The sequence below is a fragment of the Streptomyces sp. NPDC050625 genome (assembly GCF_040654755.1).
GTDB lineage: Bacteria > Actinomycetota > Actinomycetes > Streptomycetales > Streptomycetaceae > Streptomyces.
Genome location: NZ_JBFAIQ010000003.1, coordinates 109,017 through 129,878, shown reverse-complemented (window position 1 = coordinate 129,878; position 20,862 = coordinate 109,017). Strand labels below are relative to the sequence as shown.

Annotated in this window: 19 protein-coding genes; 15 read left to right on the top strand and 4 right to left on the bottom strand. The window is 72.1% G+C overall.

Annotated features, from left to right (window positions below; genetic code table 11):
* Positions 1–18: 18 nt before the first annotated feature.
* The 4 genes from AB0I54_RS08110 to AB0I54_RS08095 all read left to right on the top strand — a co-directional run bounded on the left by AB0I54_RS08110 (position 19) and on the right by AB0I54_RS08095 (position 5,719).
* On the top strand, positions 19–3,165 hold the full coding sequence (locus tag AB0I54_RS08110; protein WP_363295498.1) for a S41 family peptidase: 3,147 nt from the start codon (positions 19–21) through the stop codon (positions 3,163–3,165).
* Between the two features lie 275 nt (positions 3,166–3,440).
* Complete coding sequence (locus AB0I54_RS08105) at positions 3,441–3,794, top strand: histidine triad nucleotide-binding protein (RefSeq protein ID WP_363295091.1); 354 nt, start codon at positions 3,441–3,443, stop codon at positions 3,792–3,794.
* A 6-nt stretch (positions 3,795–3,800) separates the two neighbouring features.
* On the top strand, positions 3,801–4,706 hold the full coding sequence (locus AB0I54_RS08100) for a ribonuclease Z (RefSeq protein ID WP_363295090.1): 906 nt from the start codon (positions 3,801–3,803) through the stop codon (positions 4,704–4,706).
* Positions 4,707–4,726: 20 nt separating this feature from the next.
* Positions 4,727–5,719 (top strand): adenosine deaminase, encoded by a 993-nt coding sequence (locus tag AB0I54_RS08095; protein WP_363295089.1) that lies wholly within the window; start codon positions 4,727–4,729, stop codon positions 5,717–5,719.
* Here the strand turns inward: AB0I54_RS08095 and AB0I54_RS08090 are convergent.
* Positions 5,683–6,891, bottom strand: coding sequence for an MFS transporter (locus AB0I54_RS08090; protein ID WP_363295088.1), 1,209 nt, complete (start codon positions 6,889–6,891; stop codon positions 5,683–5,685). The genes AB0I54_RS08095 and AB0I54_RS08090 overlap by 37 nt on opposite strands.
* Positions 6,892–7,157: 266 nt before the next feature.
* On the opposite strand from AB0I54_RS08090, the gene AB0I54_RS08085 reads away from it, so the two are divergent.
* The 3 genes from AB0I54_RS08085 to AB0I54_RS08075 all read left to right on the top strand — a co-directional run bounded on the left by AB0I54_RS08085 (position 7,158) and on the right by AB0I54_RS08075 (position 10,644).
* Positions 7,158–8,114 (top strand): 5-dehydro-4-deoxyglucarate dehydratase, encoded by a 957-nt coding sequence (locus AB0I54_RS08085; protein WP_363295087.1) that lies wholly within the window; start codon positions 7,158–7,160, stop codon positions 8,112–8,114.
* The gene (locus tag AB0I54_RS08080; protein WP_363295086.1) at positions 8,111–9,400 is read left to right on the top strand and encodes a glucarate dehydratase family protein; all 1,290 of its coding nucleotides are present in this window, start codon (positions 8,111–8,113) and stop codon (positions 9,398–9,400) included. The genes AB0I54_RS08085 and AB0I54_RS08080 overlap by 4 nt, the downstream gene beginning before the upstream one ends.
* 182 nt (positions 9,401–9,582) lie before the next feature.
* Complete coding sequence (locus AB0I54_RS08075) at positions 9,583–10,644, top strand: PfkB family carbohydrate kinase (protein WP_363295497.1); 1,062 nt, start codon at positions 9,583–9,585, stop codon at positions 10,642–10,644.
* A gap of 679 nt (positions 10,645–11,323) precedes the next feature.
* Here the strand turns inward: AB0I54_RS08075 and AB0I54_RS08070 are convergent.
* Positions 11,324–12,031, bottom strand: a complete 708-nt coding sequence (locus AB0I54_RS08070; protein WP_363295496.1) for an FAD binding domain-containing protein — start codon at positions 12,029–12,031, stop codon at positions 11,324–11,326.
* A gap of 242 nt (positions 12,032–12,273) precedes the next feature.
* Here AB0I54_RS08070 and AB0I54_RS08065 point away from each other — a divergent pair, with 242 nt between their 5' ends.
* The 8 genes from AB0I54_RS08065 to AB0I54_RS08030 all read left to right on the top strand — a co-directional run bounded on the left by AB0I54_RS08065 (position 12,274) and on the right by AB0I54_RS08030 (position 19,213).
* A complete protein-coding gene (locus tag AB0I54_RS08065; RefSeq protein ID WP_363295085.1) occupies positions 12,274–13,341 on the top strand; it encodes a PhoH family protein in 1,068 nt (355 codons plus the stop codon).
* Between the two features lie 15 nt (positions 13,342–13,356).
* Complete coding sequence (gene ybeY, locus AB0I54_RS08060) at positions 13,357–13,854, top strand: rRNA maturation RNase YbeY (protein WP_363295084.1); 498 nt, start codon at positions 13,357–13,359, stop codon at positions 13,852–13,854.
* A 9-nt stretch (positions 13,855–13,863) separates the two neighbouring features.
* Positions 13,864–15,165, top strand: a complete 1,302-nt coding sequence (locus tag AB0I54_RS08055) for a hemolysin family protein (protein WP_363295083.1) — start codon at positions 13,864–13,866, stop codon at positions 15,163–15,165.
* The gene (locus tag AB0I54_RS08050) at positions 15,162–15,521 is read left to right on the top strand and encodes an MmcQ/YjbR family DNA-binding protein (protein WP_363295082.1); all 360 of its coding nucleotides are present in this window, start codon (positions 15,162–15,164) and stop codon (positions 15,519–15,521) included. Before AB0I54_RS08055 ends, AB0I54_RS08050 begins: the two co-directional genes overlap by 4 nt.
* Positions 15,522–15,588: 67 nt before the next feature.
* Positions 15,589–15,942 carry a cytidine deaminase gene (locus AB0I54_RS08045; protein ID WP_363295081.1) on the top strand — a complete coding sequence of 118 codons (354 nt, stop codon included), beginning with the start codon at positions 15,589–15,591 and terminating at the stop codon, positions 15,940–15,942.
* A gap of 199 nt (positions 15,943–16,141) precedes the next feature.
* Complete coding sequence (locus AB0I54_RS08040) at positions 16,142–16,618, top strand: hypothetical protein (RefSeq protein ID WP_363295080.1); 477 nt, start codon at positions 16,142–16,144, stop codon at positions 16,616–16,618.
* Between the two features lie 155 nt (positions 16,619–16,773).
* On the top strand, positions 16,774–18,102 hold the full coding sequence (locus AB0I54_RS08035; RefSeq protein ID WP_363295079.1) for a beta-xylosidase: 1,329 nt from the start codon (positions 16,774–16,776) through the stop codon (positions 18,100–18,102).
* 91 nt (positions 18,103–18,193) lie between these two features.
* On the top strand, positions 18,194–19,213 hold the full coding sequence (locus AB0I54_RS08030) for a DUF916 domain-containing protein (protein WP_363295078.1): 1,020 nt from the start codon (positions 18,194–18,196) through the stop codon (positions 19,211–19,213).
* Here the strand turns inward: AB0I54_RS08030 and AB0I54_RS08025 are convergent.
* Together AB0I54_RS08025 and AB0I54_RS08020 are read right to left on the bottom strand one after the other, a co-directional pair.
* Positions 19,107–19,445 carry a P-II family nitrogen regulator gene (locus tag AB0I54_RS08025; RefSeq protein ID WP_363295077.1) on the bottom strand — a complete coding sequence of 113 codons (339 nt, stop codon included), beginning with the start codon at positions 19,443–19,445 and terminating at the stop codon, positions 19,107–19,109. The two genes, AB0I54_RS08030 and AB0I54_RS08025, sit on opposite strands and share 107 nt — an antisense overlap.
* Complete coding sequence (locus AB0I54_RS08020) at positions 19,442–20,752, bottom strand: ammonium transporter (protein WP_363295076.1); 1,311 nt, start codon at positions 20,750–20,752, stop codon at positions 19,442–19,444. Before AB0I54_RS08020 ends, AB0I54_RS08025 begins: the two co-directional genes overlap by 4 nt.
* Between the last annotated feature and the right edge of the window lie 110 nt (positions 20,753–20,862).

Genomic DNA, 20,862 nt, shown 5'->3' with positions numbered 1-20,862 from the left:
CCCCATGTGCAAGGCGACTTGGTCGCCTTCACCGCCGAGGACGACGTCTGGCTCGCGCCCCTCGACGGCGGCCGGGCCTGGCGCGTCGGCGCCGACAACGTGCCGGTGTCCCATCCGCGCATCTCGCCCGACGGTACGACCGTCGCCTGGACCTCGACCCGGGACGGCGCCCCCGAGGCACACATCGCCCCGGTCACCGGCGGCCCCGCCAAGCGGCTCACGCACTGGGGCAGTTGGCGGACCCAGGTGCGCGGCTGGACCCCCGACGGACAGGTCCTCGCGCTCACCACCCACGGCCAGTCCAGCCTGCGCCGCTCCTGGGCGCACGCCGTCCCGCTCGACGGCGGACCGGCCACCGCCCTGCCGTACGGCCCCGTCGGCGACGTCGCCTTCGGGCCGCGCACCGTGCTGCTGTCCGCGCCGATGGGCCGCGAGGCCGCCTGGTGGAAGCGGTACCGGGGCGGTACGGCGGGCAAGTTGTGGATCGACGCGGAGGGCACGGGCGAGTTCGCACGGCTGCATGAGGAGCTGGACGGGAACCTGGAATACCCGCTGTGGGTGGGGGACCGGATCGCCTTCCTGTCCGACCACGAGGGCACCGGTGCGCTCTACTCCTCCCTCGCCGACGGCTCCGGGCTGCGGCGGCACACCCCGCTCGACGGCTTCTACGCCCGGCACGCCGCCACCGACGGCAGCCGGGTCGTCTACTCCAGCGCCGGTGAACTGTGGCTGCTCGACGACCTGGAGAGCGCCGAGCCACGCAGGCTGGACATACGGCTGGGCGGGCCGCGCGTCGACCTGCAGCCGTACCCGGTGGACGCGTCCCGCTGGTTCGGGGCCGCGTCCCCCGACCACGGCGCGCGCGGCAGCGCCGTCTCCGTGCGCGGCGCGATCCACTGGATCACCCACCGCTCCGGTCCCGCCCGCGCACTGGCGGCCAAGCCCGGCGTACGGGCCCGGCTGCCGCGCGCCTTCCGCGCCGACGGCGAGGAATGGGTGGTGTGGGTGACCGACGCCGAGGGCGACGACGCCCTGGAGTTCGCCCCGGCGACCGGACTCGCGCCCGGCGCGATCCCCAGACGGCTCGCCGCGGGACAGCTCGGCCGGGTCCTGGAGCTGGCCATGGCGCCCGACGGCAGCCGGGCCGCCGTCGCCGCGCACGACGGGCGGCTGCTGCTCGTCGAACGGGAGACCGGCGAGGTGCGCGAGGTCGACCGCAGCGCCGACGGCGAGGTGTCCGGGCTGGCCTTCTCACCCGACTCCGCCTGGCTCGCCTGGTCGCACCCCGGCCCGCGCCCCCTGTCTCAGCTCAAGCTCGCCCACACCACCGACCTGTCGGTCACCGAGGCGACCCCGCTGCGCTTCCAGGACTACGCCCCCGCCTTCACCCTCGACGGCAAGCACCTCGCCTTCCTGTCCAACCGCTCCTTCGACCCGGTCTACGACGAGCACGTCTTCGACCTGGCCTTCGTCGTCGGCGACCGCCCCCACCTGATCACCCTCGCCGCGACCACACCGTCCCCGTTCGGCCCGCAGCGGCACGGCCGCCCCTTCGAGACGCCCGACAAGGACGAGACCCCCGACAGCGAGGGCACCCCGACCACCCGCGTCGACCTCGAAGGACTCGCCGAACGGGTCGTCCCCTTCCCGGTCGAGGCCGCCCGCTACTCCAATCTGCGCGCGGCCAAGGACGGCGTGCTGTGGCTGCGCCACCCGGTGCAGGGCGTCCTGGGCGCCTCCCGGGCCACCCCCGACGCCCCCGAGCCCAAGACCGAGCTGGAGCGCTACGACCTCGCCCAGCGGCGCAACGAGCATCTCGCCGCCGACGCCGACCACTTCGAGGTGAGCGGCGACGGCAAGCGCGTCCTGCTGTGGAGCGACGGCCGGCTCCGGGTCGTACCCAGCGACCGGCGCGCCGCCCACGACGACGACGGCGACACCAGCGTCACGGTCGACCTCGCCCGGGTACGGCAGAGCGTCGACCCGGCCGCCGAGTGGCGCCAGATGTACGACGAGGCCGGGCGCATCATGCGCGACCACTTCTGGCGGCCCGATCTGAGCGGGGTGGACTGGGACGGCGTCCTCGACCGCTACCGCCCGCTGCTCGGCCGTATCGCCACCCATGACGACCTCGTCGACCTGCTGTGGGAGGTGCAGGGCGAACTCGGCACCTCGCACGCGTACGTCCAGCCGCGCGGCGGATACGGCGACGGGGCCCGGCAGGGCCTGCTCGGCGCCGACATCTCCCGCCACCCGGACGGCAGTTGGCGCATCGACCGGATCCTGCCCTCGGAGACCTCCGACCCCGAGGCGCACTCCCCGCTCGCCGCACCCGGCGTCGCCGTGCGCGCCGGGGACGCGATCGTCGCCGTGGCCGGCCACCCGGTCGACCCGGTGACCGGGCCGGGGCCGCTGCTGGTCGGTACGGCGGGACAGCCGGTCGAGCTCACCATCTCGCCGTCGGGCGGCGGCGAGCTGCGGCACGCGGTCGTGGTCCCCGTCGCCGACGAGGAGCCGCTGCGCTACCACGACTGGGTCACCGGCCGGCGCGCCTACGTCCACGAGCGCTCCGGGGGCCGGCTCGGCTATCTGCACGTGCCCGACATGCAGGCCCCCGGCTGGGCCCAGATCCACCGTGACCTGCGCGTCGAGGTGGCCCGCGAGGGACTCGTCGTCGACGTCCGGGAGAACCGGGGCGGCCACACCTCCCAGCTCGTCGTGGAGAAGCTGGCCCGGCGGATCGTCGGCTGGGTCCTGCCGCGCGGTCTGCGGCCCTACAGCTACCCCCAGGACGCGCCCCGGGGACCGGTCGTCGCCGTCGCCAACGAGTTCTCCGGCTCCGACGGCGACATCGTCAACGCGGCGATCCGCGCCCTCGGTATCGGCCCGGTGGTCGGCACCCGCACCTGGGGCGGTGTGATCGGCATCGACAGCCGCTACCACCTGGTCGACGGCACGCTGATCACCCAGCCCAAGTACGCGTTCTGGCTGGAGGGCTACGGCTGGGGAGTGGAGAACCACGGGGTGGACCCGGACGTGGAGGTGGTCCAGCGGCCGCAGGACTGGGCGGCCGGCAGGGACCCTCAGCTGGACGAGGCGATCCGCCTGGCGCTGGCGGCACTGGAGGAGCGGCCGGCCAGGACCCCGCCGGGCCTGCCCGGCTGAGGCCGCGCGCCAAGCCGGGACTTCGAAGTCGGGCGGTGCGGGGGCCGACGGCCGGCCGGCCGCAGTCGTCACGCCGGTCGTCGATCGGCGGATCCGGGCCGGCACCGACGGCGTCTGCCAGGCCGCGCCGGGGCCGCCGGTGGCCCGGAGCCGCCACTTGCCGGCCGTGGACCCCCGTCCGACTTCGAAGACCCGCCAGGCCACGGACGACCCGTCGGCCGGCGACGATACGATGCCCCCCGGTACCGCGACCGCCGAACCCCGGAGGGAACCGCATGGCAGGGGAGCCGCAGGACGACTGCCTGTTCTGCAAGATCGTCGAAGGGCACATCCCGGCGACGATCGTCCGTGAGACGGAGACGACCGTCGCCTTCCGGGACATCAACCCCCAGGCGCCCACCCACGTCCTGGTGATCCCCAGGGTGCACTACAAGAACGCGGCCGAGCTCGCCGCGGCCGAACCGGCCATCGCCGCGGACATACTGCGCGAGGCCCAGATGGTCGCCGACGAGGACAAGCTGGAGAGCTACCGCGTCGTCTTCAACACCGGCAGCGGCGCAGGGCAGACCGTCTGGCACGCCCACGCGCACGTCCTCGGCGGCCGCGGCATGCACTGGCCCCCCGGATAAGTCACCGTGTCCGTACGTGAATTGGTGGTCCTCGGCACCGCCAGCCAGGTCCCGACCCGGCACCGCAACCACAACGGCTATCTGCTGCGCTGGGACGGCGAGGGCATCCTGTTCGACCCCGGCGAGGGCACGCAGCGCCAGATGCTGCGTGCCGGGGTCGCCGCGCACGACCTCAACCGGATCTGCGTCACCCACTTCCACGGGGACCACTCGCTGGGCCTGGCCGGTGTCATCCAGCGGATCAACCTCGACAAGGTGCCGCACCCGGTCACCGCCCACTACCCGCGCTCCGGGCAGCGCTTCTTCGCCCGGCTGCGGTACGCGACCGCCTACCGGGAGACGGTCGAGCTCACCGAGGCGCCGGTGGACGCCGACGGGCAGCTCGCGGTGACCCCGTCGTACACGCTTCACGCCCGCAAGCTGTCCCATCCCGTCGAGTCCTACGGCTACCGGCTCGTCGAGCCCGACGGCCGCCGCATGCTGCCCGAGCGGCTCGCCGAGCACGGGATCAAGGGGCCGGACGTCGGCCGGATCCAGCGCGAGGGCGTCCTCGGGAGCGTGCGCCTCGACGACGTCAGCGAGGTGCGGCGCGGGCAGCGGTTCGCGTTCGTCATGGACACGAGGCTCTGCGACAGGGTGCATGCGCTCGCCGAGGACTGCGACATGCTCGTCATCGAGTCCACCTTCCTCGACGAGGACCTGGAACTCGCCGTCGAGCACGGCCATCTGACGGCCGGCCAGGCGGCGGGCGTGGCCCGGGACGCGGGTGTGCGGCACCTCGTGCTCACCCACTTCAGCCAGCGCTACTCCGAACCGGAGGAGTTCGAGCGGCAGGCACGGGCAGCCGGGTTCGAGGGCGAGCTGACGGTGGCGCACGATCTTCTGCGAGTGCCGGTCCCGAAGCGCCGATAGATCCCGCTTACGATGCTTCGATGCCCCTCCCGAAAGCAGAACTGCACCTCCACGTCGAAGGCACCCTGGAGCCCGAGCTGGCGTTCCGGCTCGCCGGGCGCAACGGTGTCCGGCTGCCGTACGCGGACACGGACGAGCTGCGCAAGGCGTATCAGTTCGATGACCTCCAGTCCTTCCTGAACCTGTACTACGAGCTCATGGCCGTCCTGCGCACCGAGCGGGACTTCGAGGACCTCGCGAACGAGTACCTCGCGCGGGCCGCCGCGCAGGGCGTGCGGCACGCGGAGATCTTCTTCGACCCGCAGGCGCACATCGCCCGGGGCGTTTCGATGGGCACGGTCGTCGAGGGGCTGTGGCGGGCGCTCGGGCGCAGCGAGGAGAACCACGGCGTCTCCACCCGGCTGATCATGTGCTTCCTGCGGGACGAGTCGGCCGACTCGGCGCTTCGGACGCTGGAGGCGGCCCGGCCCTACTTCGACCGGATCACCGGTGTCGGCCTGGACTCGGCCGAGGTCGGCCACCCTCCGGTCAAGTTCCGCGAGGTGTACGAGGCCGCCGCCGAGCTGGGACTGCGGCGCGTGGCGCACGCGGGCGAGGAAGGGCCGCCCGCGTACATCACCGAGGCCCTGGACGTGCTCGGTGTCGAGCGCGTCGACCACGGTCTGCGCTGCCTGGAGGACCCGGCGCTGGTGGAGCGGCTGGTGCGGGAGCGGATCCCGCTCACCCTCTGCCCGCTCTCCAACGTCCGGCTGCGGGCCGTCGACGTCCTGGCGGAGCACCCGCTGCGCGCGATGATCGAGGCCGGGCTGCTGTGCACGGTCAACTCCGACGACCCGGCCTACTTCGGCGGCTACGTCGCCGACAACTACCACGCGGTGCGTGACGCCCTCGGGCTGACGAAGGAGCAGATGCGCGAGCTGGCCCGCAACTCCTTCCTCGCGTCCTTCCTGGACGACGACGAGGAGCGGCGGGCGCGCTATATCGCCGCGGTGGAGGCGTACGAGTTCTCGTAGCCCTGGATCTCGACCTGCGCGACCGCGTCCTCGAATGCCGGACGGGCTGGAACGGGCCGGCGCCTGAGAGCGACGGCCGTCAGCGGTACGGCGATCACGAGGAGACCGGCGGCGAGGATCGCGCCCATGACCGGGAACCCCGCCCGCGCCGACAGCACGCTCCCGGTCAGCGGTCCCGCCGCCGTGCCCAGTGACGCGGCCGAGCCGACCAGGACAGCCCAGCGGCCGCGCGGGTCCAGGGAGGCGGCGAGGCCGATCGTGTACGACAGCACGACCGGGTAGAGCACGTTCCAGGCGATCTCGCCCGCCGCGAAGGTCATCAGGTCGGTCGCGGACGCGCTGAGCGCGACGCAGACCGCGATGAGCGCCGTACCGGCACCGATGGGTGTCGCCAGCCCCAGCCGCGGGCCGAGCGCCCCCGCGCCCACCACCCCGATCAGCGCGGCGCCGAGCGCGACCGCGAAGACCGCGCCGACGGTGACCTCCGTGAGGTGCGCCTGGGAGAGGCCGATACGGCCGCTGACGCCCCACAGGGAGTTCTGCACGAGGGACCAGCACGGCATGGCGGCGAGCAGGACCAGGCCGGAGCGCCGGTGGGGAAGCGGCAGCCTGCCGGGCAGGGTGCGCGCGGGCGCCGTACGGAGGGAGAGCCGGCCGGTGAAGGGCCACGCGGCCAGCGCGGTGAGCGCGATCGCGGCCAGGGGCTGTCCATGGCCCGCGCCGAGGTGCGGCACCGTCAGATAGACGGCGCCCGCGAGCGCGGAGACGCCGAGCAGGCCCAGGACGGAGGCGCGGTGCGGGTCGCGCTGTGCGGCGATGCCGGTGGCGGCGACCGCGGTGACCGTACCCGAGCCGAACCCGCCGACGAGCGCGCCCACGACCACGGCCGGTACGACGGTGGTGAGGGCGGCCCCGCCGTAGCCGAGGACGGCGAGCAGGAGTCCGGCGCGGGCGAGCGTGCGGGCCCCGAGCCGGTCGGCCCTGGACGCCAGCAGGAAGCCGGCCGCCGCCGAACTCAGCAGCAGGGCACTGCCGATGGCACCGGCCTGGGTGGGGGAGAGAGGAAGTCCCGTGTCGAGTCTGCCGACGGTGGTGGGCAGCAGATACGGAGCGAGGTACCCGGCCGTGAAAAGGGCGACAAGGGGCCAGGGAGTGGTACGGGGGGCGGACACGGGCGTTCCCGGGGCATGCGAAAGGAGCGGTTCAGAAAGGGGGGTGGGCGACGACCGTCGACGGACAGGAACGCGCGAGCAAGTTGTATCAATCAGGCGGTTGGGGAAAAAAGGGCGTTGAGTGTGATGTGGGTCACCTTTCGTTTGGGGTGATGGAAGGCGGGTAGAAGTGCGCGCCACCGGTGGGCGGTGGAAGGTGCCGTTGACGACCGCTGTTCGCGTATCTAATCTCGGTTCTCATATATGGATGACATCTACATGGGGAGATGGCGCCGGTGGCCGGTGACACGCAGACGGAGACGGTGACGCGGAGGCTGCGGGACGGCATGGGGAACGGCGTGCTGTCCTTCCCGCTCACGGCCTTCCACGACGACGGCTCCCTCGACCCCGAAGGCTTCCGCGCCCATGTCGCGGCGCAGCTCGCCACGGCGCCCGGCGCCCTCTTCCCCGCCTGCGGCACCGGTGAGTTCTTCTCACTGGACGAGGACGAGTACCGGCGGGTCGTCGAGATCGCCGTCGAGGAGGCGGCGGGCCGGGTGCCCGTCGTGGCCGGGACCGGGTACGGCTGGGCGCAGGCCGCTCGATTCGCCCGGATCGCCGAGCGGGCCGGCGCCGACGCGCTGCTCGTCCTCCCGCACTATCTCGTCGCCGCCCCGCAGGACGGCCTGGCCGCCCAGCTGGAGCAGCTGGCCGCCCGCACCCGGCTGCCGATCGTCGCCTACCAGCGCGGCCAAGTGGCGTACGATGTACGGGCGTTCAAGCGGATCGCGAAGATCCCCCGGGTCATCGGGCTCAAGGACGGCCACAGCGATCTCGACCGCCTCCAGCGGCTCACCCTCGCCGCCCCCGAGGGCTTCCTGTTCTTCAACGGCGCCGCCACCGCCGAGATCCAGGCCCGCTCCTACGCCGCCGTCGGCGTCCCCGCCTACTCCTCCGCCGTCCACGCCTTCGCCCCGGAGATCGCGAACGCCTTCTTCGCCGCCCTGCGGGACGGCGACCACGGCACGGTCGACAAGCTGCTGCGCGACTTCTACGTCCCCTTCGTCGAACTCCGCGACCGCGTGCCCGGATACGCGGTGTCCCTGGTGAAGGCGGCGGCCCGGCTGCGCGGGCGCCCGGTGGGCCCCGTCCGCGCCCCGCTCACCGAGCCGTCGCCCGACGACCTCGCCGGCCTCAAGACCCTGCTCACCACCGGACTCGACCTCGTAGGAGCCGCCCTGTGACCCGCGACCTGACCATCACCGAGGTACGGCTGACGCCGATCCTGGTCGCCGACCCGCCGCTGCTGAACACCCAGGGCGTGCACCAGCCGTACACCCCCCGGCTGATCGTGGAGGTGGTGACGGCCGACGGAACCACCGGGCTCGGCGAGACCTACGGCGACACCAAGTACCTGGAGCTGGCCCGCCCGCTCGCCGACCGCTTGATCGGCCGCCGGGTCACGGATGTGAACACTCTGTTCACTCTTGACGTCGCCGTCGACGACTCCCGGATCGAGGACGCCGTCGACGTCGGCGGACTGCGCGGCGTCCAGACCGCCGACAAGCTCCGGCTCTCCGTCCTCTCCGCCTTCGAGGTCGCCTGCCTGGACGCCCAGGGCCGGGCGCTCGGCCTGCCGGTGCACGCGCTGCTCGGTGGCAAGGTGCGGGACTCGGTCGAGTACAGCGCCTACCTCTTCTACAAGTGGGCGGCCCATCCACAGGGCGTGCCGGCCGAGGCGGACGGCTGGGGCGCCGCGCTCGACCCTGCCGGAGTCGTCGAGCAGGCACGGAAGTTCAAGGACCGCTACGGCTTCACCTCCTTCAAGCTCAAGGGCGGTGTCTTCCCGCCCGACGAGGAGATCGCCGCCGTACGGGCGCTCGCCGAGGCGTTCCCCGGGCACCCCCTGCGCCTCGACCCCAACGGTGCCTGGTCGGTGGAGACCTCGCTGGCGGTGGCGAAGGAGCTGGGGGACGTCCTGGAGTACCTGGAGGACCCGGCGCTCGGCACCCCGGCGATGGCCGAGGTGTCCGCGGGGACCGACGTCCCGCTCGCCACCAACATGTGCGTGACGACCTTCGCGGAGATCAGGGAGGCGTTCGCGCGGGACGCCGTGCAGGTGGTGCTGTGCGACCACCACTACTGGGGCGGGCTGCGCAACACCCAGCACCTCGCGGCGATCTGCGACACCTTCGGCGTCGGGGTGTCCATGCACTCCAACACCCACCTGGGGATCAGCCTGGCCGCGATGACCCACGTCGCCTCCACCGTGCCCCGGCTCCACCACGCCTGCGACTCCCACTACCCCTGGCAGTCGGAGGACGTGCTGACCGAACGGCTCGCCTTCTCCGGCGGCCGGATCACCGTCTCCGACGCCCCCGGCCTCGGCGTCGAACTGGACCGCGACCGGCTGGAGGTCCTGCACCGCAGGTGGGCGCGGAACGACGGGTCGCTCAGGGACCGGGACGACGCGGGGGCCATGCGGGTGGCCGAACCGGGGTGGGTGACGCCGACGATGCCGCGCTGGTAGAGGCCGCCGGTCTCCGTACGAGGGGCTCCGGCGCGAGAGCGGTCGTGCTGTCCGTGACGTGGTGCACACTGGCCAGATCCGCACCAGTCAGGGAGCGCACCGTGACCGCGTCCAACGCGTCTGCCGGGGAGGAACCGGAGCACCTCGGAGACCCGCAGCACAGCCCGGCCCACGTCGATCCGCTGGCCGTCCTGCGCACGCCGGACGACCCGCCCTGGGACGTCTACCTCACGGGCACCGTCTTCCTGGACATCATCTTCACCGGTCTCGACTCGGCTCCCGTGCGCGGCACCGAGTCCTGGGCGCGGGGCATGGGTTCGAGCCCCGGAGGCGTGGCGAACATGGCCACGGCCCTGGCCCGCCTCGGCCTGAAAACGTCCCTCGCGGCGGCCTTCGGCGACGACCACTACGGCGACTACTGCTGGGACGCGCTCGCCCGGGGCGAGGGCATCGACCTGTCCCCGTCGCGCACGGTTCCCGGCTGGCACTCCCCGGTCACGGTCTCGATGGCGTACGAGGGGGAGCGCACGATGGTCTCCCACGGTCACGAGCCGCCACCCGAGGAGCCCGCCCCGGACTGCCCGCCACGCGCGCGTGCCGCGGTCGCCTCCCTGACGCCGGGCAAGAGCGCCCCCTGGGTCGCACAGGCCGCGAGCGAGGGTACGCGGATCTTCGCGGACGTCGGCTGGGACGACACGGGCGCCTGGGATCTGGCCGGCCTCGCCGACCTGGCGCACTGCGAGGCGTTCCTGCCGAACGCCGAGGAGGCCAAGCGCTACACGGGCGCCGACTGCCCGCGCGCGGCGGCCCACGCCCTCACCGAGTTCGTACCGCTGGCGGTGGTCACCCTCGGTGCGGAGGGCGCCTACGCGGTGGACCGGCGGACCGGGGAGGCCGCCGAGGTGCCCGCGATCGCCGTCGAGGCCCTCGACCCGACCGGTGCCGGGGACGTGTTCGTCGCGGGCTTCGTCACCGGGACCCTGGCCGGCTGGCCCCTGGCCGACCGCCTCGCCTTCGCCGGCCTGACGGCCGCGCTGTCCGTCCAGGAATTCGGCGGCTCGCTCTCGGCCCCGGGATGGTCGGAGATCGGCGCATGGTGGCGCCGGGTCCAGTCGGTGGAGGGCCAGAACCCGGCCGCTCTGCACCGCTACGCCTTCCTGGAACACCTGGTCCCGGAAGAACACCTCACCCCCTGGCCCCGCCGCAGAGCGGTCCCGACCATCGGCTTCCGCCGCCCGACGTGACCCCCGCCGAACACGACCGTCACGGCGCCGGCCTCGGGGTCTGGTCGAGCGCGGGGCCGCTGGGGTGGGCGGGGCCGGTCCGGGCGAGGGGATGCCTGCCGCGCGTCGACTCCCGTTCGGGATCCTGGTGGCTTCCGTGCCGTGGTGGGGTGGCCCGGGTCGCCGGACGCATGCTCCGCGTCGGTGTTCCGCCCAGGGCTCCAGCGCGGGGGCAGTTGGGGTGGGCGGGGGCCGGCCCGAGCGGGGGTGTCCGGGGTGTCCGCCTGGGCATCGTTTCCTGGTTCCGGATCCCGGTGGCTTCCGCGCGGCGGTCGGCCGAGTCGCCGAGGGCCTGTTCCGCCTCGGGCTCCCGCACAAGCGCGGGGCAGCCGTGGCGGCCGGGCACAGGTTCGGGGCAGGGATGCGCGCGTGAGCGCCGCTCGGTTCCAGGCTTCTTCGGCTTTCGTGCTGCCGTGAGCGGGCGGTGGCGTTGCGCGGGCTGTCGAGGGTGCTGAGCGCGCCGGAGTCGTCTCGGGCGCGGGTCGGGCCCGCCTCTTGCGGGCTGCTGTGAGCCGGGGGAGTCGCCCCGGGCGTAGGTCGGTCCTGCCCGGACCGCGCTGTCGTGAGCGGGCGGTGGCGTGCGCCGGGACGCCGAGCGCGCCGGCAGTCGATCGTGCGCCCCCCGGCGCAGATCAGCAGATCAGTGGTTCGATGCCTGGGACAGGACCGTCGTGATCTCCTCCCGGAGGGCCTCGCGGGCCGGGTCCGGGAGGGCGTCCAGGGGGGTGTGGCTCAGGGCGTCGAGGAGTTGGCTGGGGGGCGCGTCGCGGGGCAGGGTCTCGGAGAGGACCTCGTAGCCGTCGCGGACCGCGACGCGCAGTTCCGTGGGGTGGGCGGCCGCTGCGACTATCAGGGGTGGCGCACCGCCCGGCTCGCCGGGCAGCTTGCGGTAGCCGCTGGCCAGGGGCGTGCGCCAGCGGAGCTTCAGCAGCACCGGGCGCTTCGCCAGGACCTCGGTGAGGTCGGTCTCGTACGTGCCGTCCGTCGCCAGCACCACGGCACGCGCGTCCAGCACCAGAGCCGCCGGCAGCAGATCACGCAGCGTGCTGCCGACGAGGTTGCCATCGACCGTCGCGGTCCTGCGCACCGCACCCGTGCCCACCCCGGCCGCCGCCCGCCACAGCACCTCCGGCACCCGCTCGTCGACCTGGTGCAGCAGTACGGCCCCGCCCAGCTCCTCGGCCCCGATCACCCGCGCCTCGGGCACCTTGCGCAGCGACACCGCCTGCTCGGGAAAGCCGTCCCGCTGCCAGGCGGCCCACACCAGCGTGGCGCCGCCGACGGGTGTCGCACCCTCGGCCAGACACCCCTGCGCTTCGGACACGGACGTGGGCAGACGCAGCAACATGGCGGCCGACCTGCTTCCTTCGGACAGGTGGCCCTGGGTGACGTGGCCCACGACCACGTGCGGCGTGACACGGCGCATTCTGCCCGCACGCCCGGGAGCGCATACAGGGCTCACGGCTGCACAGCCGGGTGCCGAAAAGCCCTACGGCGTTGTCAGTGCCCCGTCGTACCCTTGGAATCGCGAGGCCGCCCTCAGCTACGCGGCCGTGAAGAGGAGGAACCGCAGGCCTACAGCGCCGGCCCATGACTCAGACACCCACAGCTCACACCCCCGCGCAGGGACAGGCGAGAGCACAGTTCACGGTCCCTGCCCAGCACCCGATGGTCACCGTGCTGGGTTCCGGCGACTCCCTCCTGCGCGTGATCGAGAAGGCCTTCCCGGGGGCCGACATCCATGTCCGGGGAAATGAGATCAGCGCGGTCGGCGACCCCGGTGAAGTCGCCCTCATCCAGCGCCTGTTCGACGAGATGATGCTGGTGCTCCGCACGGGGCAGCCGATGACGGAGGACGCAGTGGAACGCTCGATCGCGATGCTGCGGGCGAGCGAGAACGGGGAGGGCCCGGAGGAGACCCCGGCCCAGGTGCTGACACAGAACATCCTGTCCTCGCGCGGCCGCACGATCCGCCCCAAGACGCTCAACCAGAAGCGCTACGTCGACGCGATCGACAAGCACACGATCGTCTTCGGCATCGGCCCCGCCGGTACCGGCAAGACCTACCTCGCCATGGCCAAGGCGGTGCAGGCCCTGCAGTCCAAGCAGGTCAACCGCATCATCCTGACCCGCCCCGCGGTCGAGGCCGGCGAGCGCCTCGGCTTCCTGCCCGGCACGCTCTACGAGAAGATCGACCCCTATCTGCGCCCGCTGTACGACGCGCTGCACGACATGCTCGACCCGGACTCCATCCCCCGCCTGATGGCGGCCGGGACGATCGAGGTCGCGCCGCTCGCCTATATGCGCGGACGCACGCTCAACGACGCCTTCATCATCCTGGACGAGGCCCAGAACACGAGCCCCGAGCAGATGAAGATGTTCCTCACCCGTCTCGGCTTCGACTCGAAGATCGTGATCACCGGTGACGTGACGCAGGTCGACCTGCCGAACGGCACCAAGAGCGGTCTGCGGCAGGTGCAGGAGATCCTGGAGGGCCTGGACGACGTCCACTTCTCCCGGCTGTCCTCCCACGATGTCGTACGGCACAAGCTGGTGGGCCGTATCGTCGACGCGTACGAGTTGTACGACAGCAAGCACGGCACCGAGAACGGCACCCACAAGGGCGGCCGGGGCAGGTCCGGGCACAAGGGGAAGTAGAGACACGGCACCACCATGTCGATCGACGTCAACAACGAGTCCGGAACCGAGGTCGACGAGCAGGCGATCCTCGACATCGCCCGCTACGCGCTCGCGCGGATGCGCATCCACCCGCTCTCCGAGCTCTCGGTGATCGTCGTGGACGCCGATGCCATGGAACAGCTCCACATCCAGTGGATGGACCTGCCCGGCCCGACCGATGTCATGTCCTTCCCGATGGACGAGCTGCGGCCGCCGGCCAAGGACGAGGAGGAGCCCCCGCAGGGACTCCTCGGCGACATCGTGCTCTGCCCCGAGGTCGCCGCCAAGCAGGGGACCGAGGCGCCCACGCAGCACTCCATGGACGAGGAGCTCCAACTGCTCACCGTCCATGGAGTGCTGCACCTGCTCGGCTACGACCACGAGGAGCCCGACGAGAAGGCCGAGATGTTCGGCCTGCAGGCCGCCATCGTGGACGGCTGGCGCCAGGAGAAGGGCCTGACCGGCCCGTCCCCGGCACCGACGGTCTCGTAAGCGGCCGAGATGAGTCCGCAGATCGTCATCGGCGCGATCGCCCTCGTCGTCGTCGCCTGGCTCGCCGCCTGCGCCGAGGCCGGCATCGCACGGGTCTCCAGCTTCCGCGCGGAGGAAGCGGTGAAGTCCGGGCGGCGCGGCAGCGCCCGGCTCGCCCAGGTCGCCGCCGACCCGACCCGCTATCTCAATGTGGCGCTGCTGGTCCGCGTCACCTGCGAGATGGCGGCCGCGGCCCTGGTGACCTACGCCTGCCTCCAGGAGATCGACGTCACCTGGCAGGCGCTGCTCGCCGCGATCGGCGTCATGGTCCTCGTGTCGTACGTCGCCGTCGGCGTCTCCCCGCGCACCATCGGCCGCCAGCACCCGCTGAACACGGCGACGGCGGCCGCGTACGTACTGCTGCCGCTGGCCCGGATCATGGGCCCGATCCCCTCGCTCCTGATCCTCATCGGCAACGCCCTGACCCCCGGCAAGGGCTTCCGCCGCGGCCCGTTCGCCTCCGAGGCGGAGCTGCGCGCGCTGGTCGACCTCGCCGAGCAGGAGTCCCTGATCGAGGACGAGGAGCGCCGCATGGTGCACTCCGTCTTCGAACTCGGCGACACGCTCGTGCGGGAGGTCATGGTCCCCCGGACCGACCTGGTCGTCATCGAGCGCTACAAGACCATCCGCCAGGCCCTCACCCTCGCCCTGCGCTCGGGCTTCTCGCGCATCCCGGTCACCGGGGAGAGCGAGGACGACATCGTCGGGATCGTGTATCTGAAGGACCTGGTCCGCAAGACGCACATCAGCCGGGACGCCGAGAACGACCTGGTGTCCACGGCCATGCGGCCCGCGTTCTTCGTGCCCGACACCAAGAACGCCGGCGACCTGCTGCGCGAGATGCAGAAGGAACGCAACCACGTCGCCGTCGTCATCGACGAGTACGGCGGGACCGCGGGCATCGTCACCATCGAGGACATCCTCGAAGAGATCGTCGGCGAGATCACCGACGAGTACGACCGTGAACTCCCGCCCGTGGAGGAACTGGGCGACGACCGCTACCGGGTCACCGCCCGCCTCGACATCACGGACCTCGGTGAGCTGTACGGCCTGGAGGAGTACGACGACGAGGACGTGGAGACCGTCGGCGGACTGCTGGCCAAGGCGCTGGGCCGGGTGCCGATCGCCGGTGCCTCGGCCGAGGTCGAGCTGCCCGACGGGCGGAAGCTGGGGCTGACGGCGGAGGCCGCCGCGGGCCGCCGGAACAAGATCGTGACCGTGCTGGTGGAGCCGGTGGGGCAGCCGGCCGAGCGGGACGAGGAGTCCGAGTGACACCCGAGGAACTGCGCGCCTTCTGTCTGTCGTTCAACGCGGTGGTGGAGGACTTCCCGTTCAGCCCGGGGGTCTCGGTCTTCAAGGTCCTGGGCAAGATGTTCGCGCTGAGCTCGCTGGACGAGCGGCCCCTCACGGTCAACCTCAAGTGCGACCCGGAGGACGCGGTCCGGCTGCGCGGTGAGCACGAGGGCCTGATCGCCCCGGGCTATCACATGAACAAGCGGCACTGGAACACGGTCACCGTCGACGGCGAACTCCCGGACCGCCTGGTCCGGGAGCTCATCGAGGATTCGTACGACCTGGTCGTGTCCGGACTGCCACGCGCCGACCGCCTCCGCCTGGACCGCCCCTGAGGCACCGCGGCCGCGCTGCAGTACCCCGTGGCGGGGTGAGCGGGGTCGTGCTCCGTATGCTCGGAGCATGACCGACAGCAACGCGCTTGACCCCGAGGACCGCAAGATCGTGACCCTGGCCCGTTCCGCGCGGGCCCGCAACGACGTGCCCGAGGGCGCTGCCGTACGGGACGAGACGGGGCGTACGTATGTCGCCGGGACCGTCGCTCTCGACTCGCTGAAGCTCAGTGCGCTGCGGACCGCGGTGGCGATGGCGGTGGCGTCGGGGGCGACGTCTCTTGAGGCGGCGGCCGTGGTCACCTCGGCCGACAGCGCGTCGGCGGAGGATCTGGCGGCCGTGCGGGACCTGGGTGGGGCCGGGACGCCGGTGCACGTCGCCGGGGCGGACGGGGTCGTTCGGGTGACCGTCTCCGCGGGCTGAGGGTGTTTGAAGCGTTACCGAACGACAGGTCGGCCGGAATTCAACCTTGTCGTTCCCTGCCTCCTGCGCATCAATGAGAACGCAAGTTCCGACGGACCGTCAGGTCCGAGCCTTTCAGTGTGCCCGCACCCACCTGAGACAGGCATCCCGTCCATCCCCACATGGCATTCCCACCAACGGGAAGGGAGCCGGATTCCCCATGAGAGGCAAGCGCTCGGCAACTGGTGCGGCACTGACGGTCGGGGCCCTCGCGGTCACCGGCCTCGCGTTCGCACCCACGGCGGTCGCCGTCACCCCCCAGTCGGCGACCATCACCGCGGACTGCGGTGTCTTCGGCGGCGGTGCGGCCACGCTCACCGCCACCCAGAACGGCACCTCGGCCACCATCACCCTCACGTCCAGCGCGGTCACCGCACCACTCGCCGTGTCGGCCGACTCGATCACGTCCAAGCTCACCCTGGTGAAGGCGAGCGGCGGCACCACCGTCTTCAGCGGGAAGAAGAACCCGGCCATGGCCGCCGGGGACCCGGTCAGCGTCGGCCCGCTCAGCGGCACCGTGGCCTCCGGTGACAGCCTGGAGGCGCACGGCGGCTCGCTGCAGATGACCATCTTCGGTATCACGATCACCTGCACGGCGACGGCGAACCAGTCGCCGGGTCCGTTCGTCTTCGACTGATTCGACTGAGCGGTTCGTTCCGGATGCCGCAGAAACTGATGAACCGTCAGTTTTCTGCGGCATCTCCATTGACTTCTCACGTGACCTGCACATCAATGGCCCCCTGTCGGCGCAGCCGAGCCGCTGCGCCCGCAACCCTCAGGAGGGGGCATCCCATGGGTTCGACAGTCCGAAGATCCCGACGGTGGCGCTGGGCGTCGCTGTTCGGGGCGACCGCGCTCGCGGTCACCGCGGGCGGAGCGCTGGCCTGCCCGGCCGGTGCCGCGGGCACGAACGTGGACTTCGCCACGCACTGCATCCCGCCCGCGGTCGCGGGCATCCCGCCGATCGACGGCACCACCACCGCAAGCGTCTCGGTGGACAACACCAGTCCCAAGGTGGGCGACACCGTCACCGTGACCTACACGGTCGTCACGCCCGCCGCCAGCAACCCCACCGACATCGCCCTGCCGGCCGACATCATGACCCCGACCGGCAAGGTCACCCTCGGCGGTGCGCAGACCGGTTCGGTCACGGTCGCCGGGCCCAAGAAGAACACCCCGGTACCGGGGAAGGGCGCCTTCCCGTCGTTCTCCATGACCGGGACGTTCACCGTCACCACGCCCGGCGCGATCACCCTCTCGCCCGGCGACTACAACATCCACACCAGCTACATCCTGGAGCTGGACACCCCCTGCACGGTCATCACACCGCCCGCCCCGGTGTCGGAGACCGTCACGGCGACCTCCGGAACGCCCACCAACACCCGGGCGATCTCGCTGAGTTCGGCATCCGGCAACCCGGGCGCCGGTGTCACCGTCAGCGGCAGCGACTTCACGCCGGGCGCCACCGTCACCCTCGCCGGACGGTCCGGGGACACCCAGACCGCGGACACGGCGACCGCGACCGCCAACGCCCAGGGCTCCTTCAGCGCCCCGATCACCGTCAACGACAGGACGACGACCGGGATCGTGGCGTACGAGGGCGCCTCCTGGAACGCCGACAAGGGCGCCGGTCCCGCCGCCTACGTCGTGAACGACACCACGCCCGTCCCCGACGGCAGCCAGAAACTGACCACCACCGTCAAGGCGGGAACCCTGTCCATGTCCCAGGCCGGGGACGCCGTCGCGCTCTCGGCTGTCGACTTCGGCAAGGGCGGCGCCTCCACGGGCGCCCTGCGGACGGTGACCGTCAAGGACTTCCGCGGCGGGCCCGCGGGCTGGTCCCTGACCGGCAAGGTCACCGACTTCACCGGTCCCGGCGCCAGGATCGATGCCGGGAAGCTGAGCTGGACCCCCGCCTGCGCGACCAAGGCGGGCAGCCCGAGCACCTGCAAGGCCGGTTCCGCGGGCGCGGTGGGCGCTTCGGGAGCGACGCTGGCGTCGACCCCCGACGGCACGGTCACCGGCGGTGAGTTCACCGTGGATGCCGGACTCTCCCTGGACGTACCGGCGTTCACGCCTCCGGGCGCGTACTCCGGCGTCCTGACCCTCACCCTCACCTGATCCGCCCGCTCTCGGCGGCCGGGCGCCCGACCGCACCGGGCCGCACCCGCCCGACCGCCGTCCCGACTCCGCCCGTGGGGGGTCCGCACCCATGCGCAAGCCGTATGTCCTCCTCCTGAGCCTCATCGGTCTGTTCTGCGGGCTGACGGCCGGGCCCGCTCATGCCGCCGACAACGGCAGCTGGTCCGTCTACCCCGTCGCCTCCCAGGTCGCAGCCCGGCCTTACTTCTATCTCTCCGCCGACCCCGGACAGACGATCACCGACAAGGTGGCCGTCGCCAACAAGACCGGCAAGCCGCTCACCTTCCGCCTCTACGCGGCCGACGCCTACAACACCGCCCGCGACGGAGGCTTCGCCGTGCGGACGGTCAAGGAGCGGATGCGGGGCGTCGGCGCCTGGGCGAAGCCCGCGCGGTCCCGGGTCACCGTGCCGGGCCACAAGACGGTCACCGTGCCCTTCACCCTGCACGTCCCACAGGCCGCCGAACCGGGCGACCACCCGGGCGCGATCGTGGCGCTCGACGAGAGGGTCGACCAAGGCTCCGGCTCACTCGCGCTCGGGGTGCAACGGGCCGTCGGCGCCCGGGTCTACCTGCGGGTGAGCGGGCCCACGGTCCCCGCGATCTCCGTCGAGAACATGCACGTCACCCACCACCAGCCGCTCGTCCCCGGCCTCGGCGACAGCACGGCCACGATCTCCTACACGCTGCACAACACCGGCAACGTCACCCTCGACCCCAAGGTGGAACTGCGCGCCCGGGGACTGTTCGGCCGTACGCTCCTGGCGCGCGACCTGACCCGGATACCCGCCGAGCTGCTGCCGGGGCAGCGGGTCCGGCTCACCGAGCCGTGGCGGGACGCGCCCCAGCTCGACTGGGGGGACATCACGCTCACCGCGAGCGCCACGGGCACCCGGGAGTCGGCGAGCGCGTCGTTCTTCGCGCTGCCGTGGCTGGTGGTGGCGCTGGCCTTCGCCGCGGGGGCGGTCGGCGGGGCGCTGTTCGTCAGAGCGCGTCGGGGCCGCGCTCGCCCGTCCGAACCCGTACGACCGTCTCGACCGGCACGGCCCACACCTTCCCGTCCCCGATCTTCCCCGTCTGCGCGGCCTTGACGATCGCGTCGATGACGTCCTCCGCGGCGGTGTCCTCGACGACGACCTCGATGCGGACCTTGGGCACCAGGTCGACGCGGTACTCGGCGCCCCGGTACACCTCGGTGTGGCCGCGCTGGCGGCCGTACCCGCTCGCCTCGGTCACGGTCAGGCCGTGCACGCCGAGCTCCTGGAGGGCGGTCTTGACCTCGTCGAGCCGGTACGGCTTGACGATCGCGGTGATGAGCTTCATGCCTGGGGGGTGACCTTCTGGGCGGTGGGGACGACGGAGTGGGCGACCGGGGCTCCATGGCCCAGGACCCCGTGATCGTAGGCCGTCTCGGCGTGCACCGTAAGGTCCAGGCCGGTGTGCTCCTGCTCCTCGCCCGCACGGAATCCCATGACCTTGTCGAGGGCCTTGCCGAGGCCGTACGTCACGCCGAACGCGTAGGCGGCCACGACCACCACGGCCACCAGCTGCTTGCCCAGCTGCGCGAGCCCGCCGCCGTAGAGAAGGCCCTCCGTGCCGCCGGTCATCGCCCTCTCGGCGAAGACGCCGATCAGCAGGGTGCCGATGATGCCGCCGACCAGGTGGACGCCGACGACGTCGAGGGAGTCGTCGTAGTTCAGCCTGAACTTCCAGCTCACCGCGTAGGAGCAGACGCCACCGGCGGCGAGGCCGACGACCAGGGCGCCGAGCAGGGAGACCGAGCCGCAGGACGGGGTGATGGCGACCAGACCGGCCACGGCACCGGAGGCCGCGCCGAGCGTGGTCGGGTGGCCGTCGCGCCGGTGCTCGACGAAGAGCCAGCCGAGCAGGCCGGTGCAGCCGGCGGCGAGGGTGTTGAGGAAGACGGCGGCCGCAAGCCCGTTGGCCGCCAGGACAGAGCCCGCGTTGAAGCCGAACCAGCCGAACCAGAGCAGACCGGCGCCGAGGACGACCATGGGCAGGTTGTGCGGCCGCATGGCGTCCTTCTTGAACCCCAGCCGCGGGCCCAGCACCAGGCACAGCGCGAGTCCCGAGGCGCCGGAGGTGATCTCGACGGGCAGGCCGCCCGCGAAGTCGAGGGCACCGAGGTGGTGCAGGATCCAGCCGCCGGGCCCCCAGACCCAGTGGGTGACGGGAACGTATACCAGTAGCGCCCAGACGGGTACGAAGACCAGCCACGCGCTGAAGTTCGCCCGGTCGGCGATCGCACCGCTGATCAGCGCCGCCGTGACGATCGCGAAGGCGAGCTGGAAGGTGGCGAAGAGAAGGGTGGGGACCCTGCCCTGGACGCTGTCCGGGCCGAGACCGCTCATACCGGTGTGGTCGAGCCCGCCGATGAGTCCGCCGCCGATGTCGTCGCCGAAGGCGAGGGAGTAGCCGGCCGCCAGCCACACCACCGTGACCAGGGCGATCGACACGAAGCTCATCATCAGCATGTTGAGGACGCTCTTCGTGCGGACCATGCCGCCGTAGAAGAGGGCCAGGCCCGGGGTCATCAGCAGGACCAGGGCGGTGGCGGCGAGCAGCCAGGCGGTGTCGCCCGTGTCTGCGTGCGCGGCGGCGAAGGTCACGTCGTCTCCAACGTCGTCTCCAACGGGGCAAAGGCTCGTCAGAGATTCCTGGGTACGCGTTTCCGGTTGCGTACGGGTGTGTTTCCGTGACGTTTCGTTGCGAGGGGGTT

Excerpts from the sequence above, each read along its gene's own strand:
- AB0I54_RS08105 (WP_363295091.1), top strand. The coding sequence starts at position 3,441 with ATGGCAGGGGAGCCGCAGGACGACTGCCTGTTCTGCAAGATCGTCGAA.
- AB0I54_RS08095 (WP_363295089.1), top strand. The coding sequence starts at position 4,727 with ATGCCCCTCCCGAAAGCAGAACTGCACCTCCACGTCGAAGGCACCCTG.
- AB0I54_RS08085 (WP_363295087.1), top strand. The coding sequence starts at position 7,158 with ATGGCGCCGGTGGCCGGTGACACGCAGACGGAGACGGTGACGCGGAGG.
- AB0I54_RS08070 (WP_363295496.1), bottom strand. The coding sequence starts at position 12,031 with ATGTTGCTGCGTCTGCCCACGTCCGTGTCCGAAGCGCAGGGGTGTCTG.
- AB0I54_RS08065 (WP_363295085.1), top strand. The coding sequence starts at position 12,274 with ATGACTCAGACACCCACAGCTCACACCCCCGCGCAGGGACAGGCGAGA.
- ybeY (WP_363295084.1), top strand. The coding sequence starts at position 13,357 with ATGTCGATCGACGTCAACAACGAGTCCGGAACCGAGGTCGACGAGCAG.
- AB0I54_RS08055 (WP_363295083.1), top strand. The coding sequence starts at position 13,864 with ATGAGTCCGCAGATCGTCATCGGCGCGATCGCCCTCGTCGTCGTCGCC.
- AB0I54_RS08045 (WP_363295081.1), top strand. The coding sequence starts at position 15,589 with ATGACCGACAGCAACGCGCTTGACCCCGAGGACCGCAAGATCGTGACC.
- AB0I54_RS08040 (WP_363295080.1), top strand. The coding sequence starts at position 16,142 with ATGAGAGGCAAGCGCTCGGCAACTGGTGCGGCACTGACGGTCGGGGCC.
- AB0I54_RS08035 (WP_363295079.1), top strand. The coding sequence starts at position 16,774 with ATGGGTTCGACAGTCCGAAGATCCCGACGGTGGCGCTGGGCGTCGCTG.
- AB0I54_RS08030 (WP_363295078.1), top strand. The coding sequence starts at position 18,194 with ATGCGCAAGCCGTATGTCCTCCTCCTGAGCCTCATCGGTCTGTTCTGC.
- AB0I54_RS08025 (WP_363295077.1), bottom strand. The coding sequence starts at position 19,445 with ATGAAGCTCATCACCGCGATCGTCAAGCCGTACCGGCTCGACGAGGTC.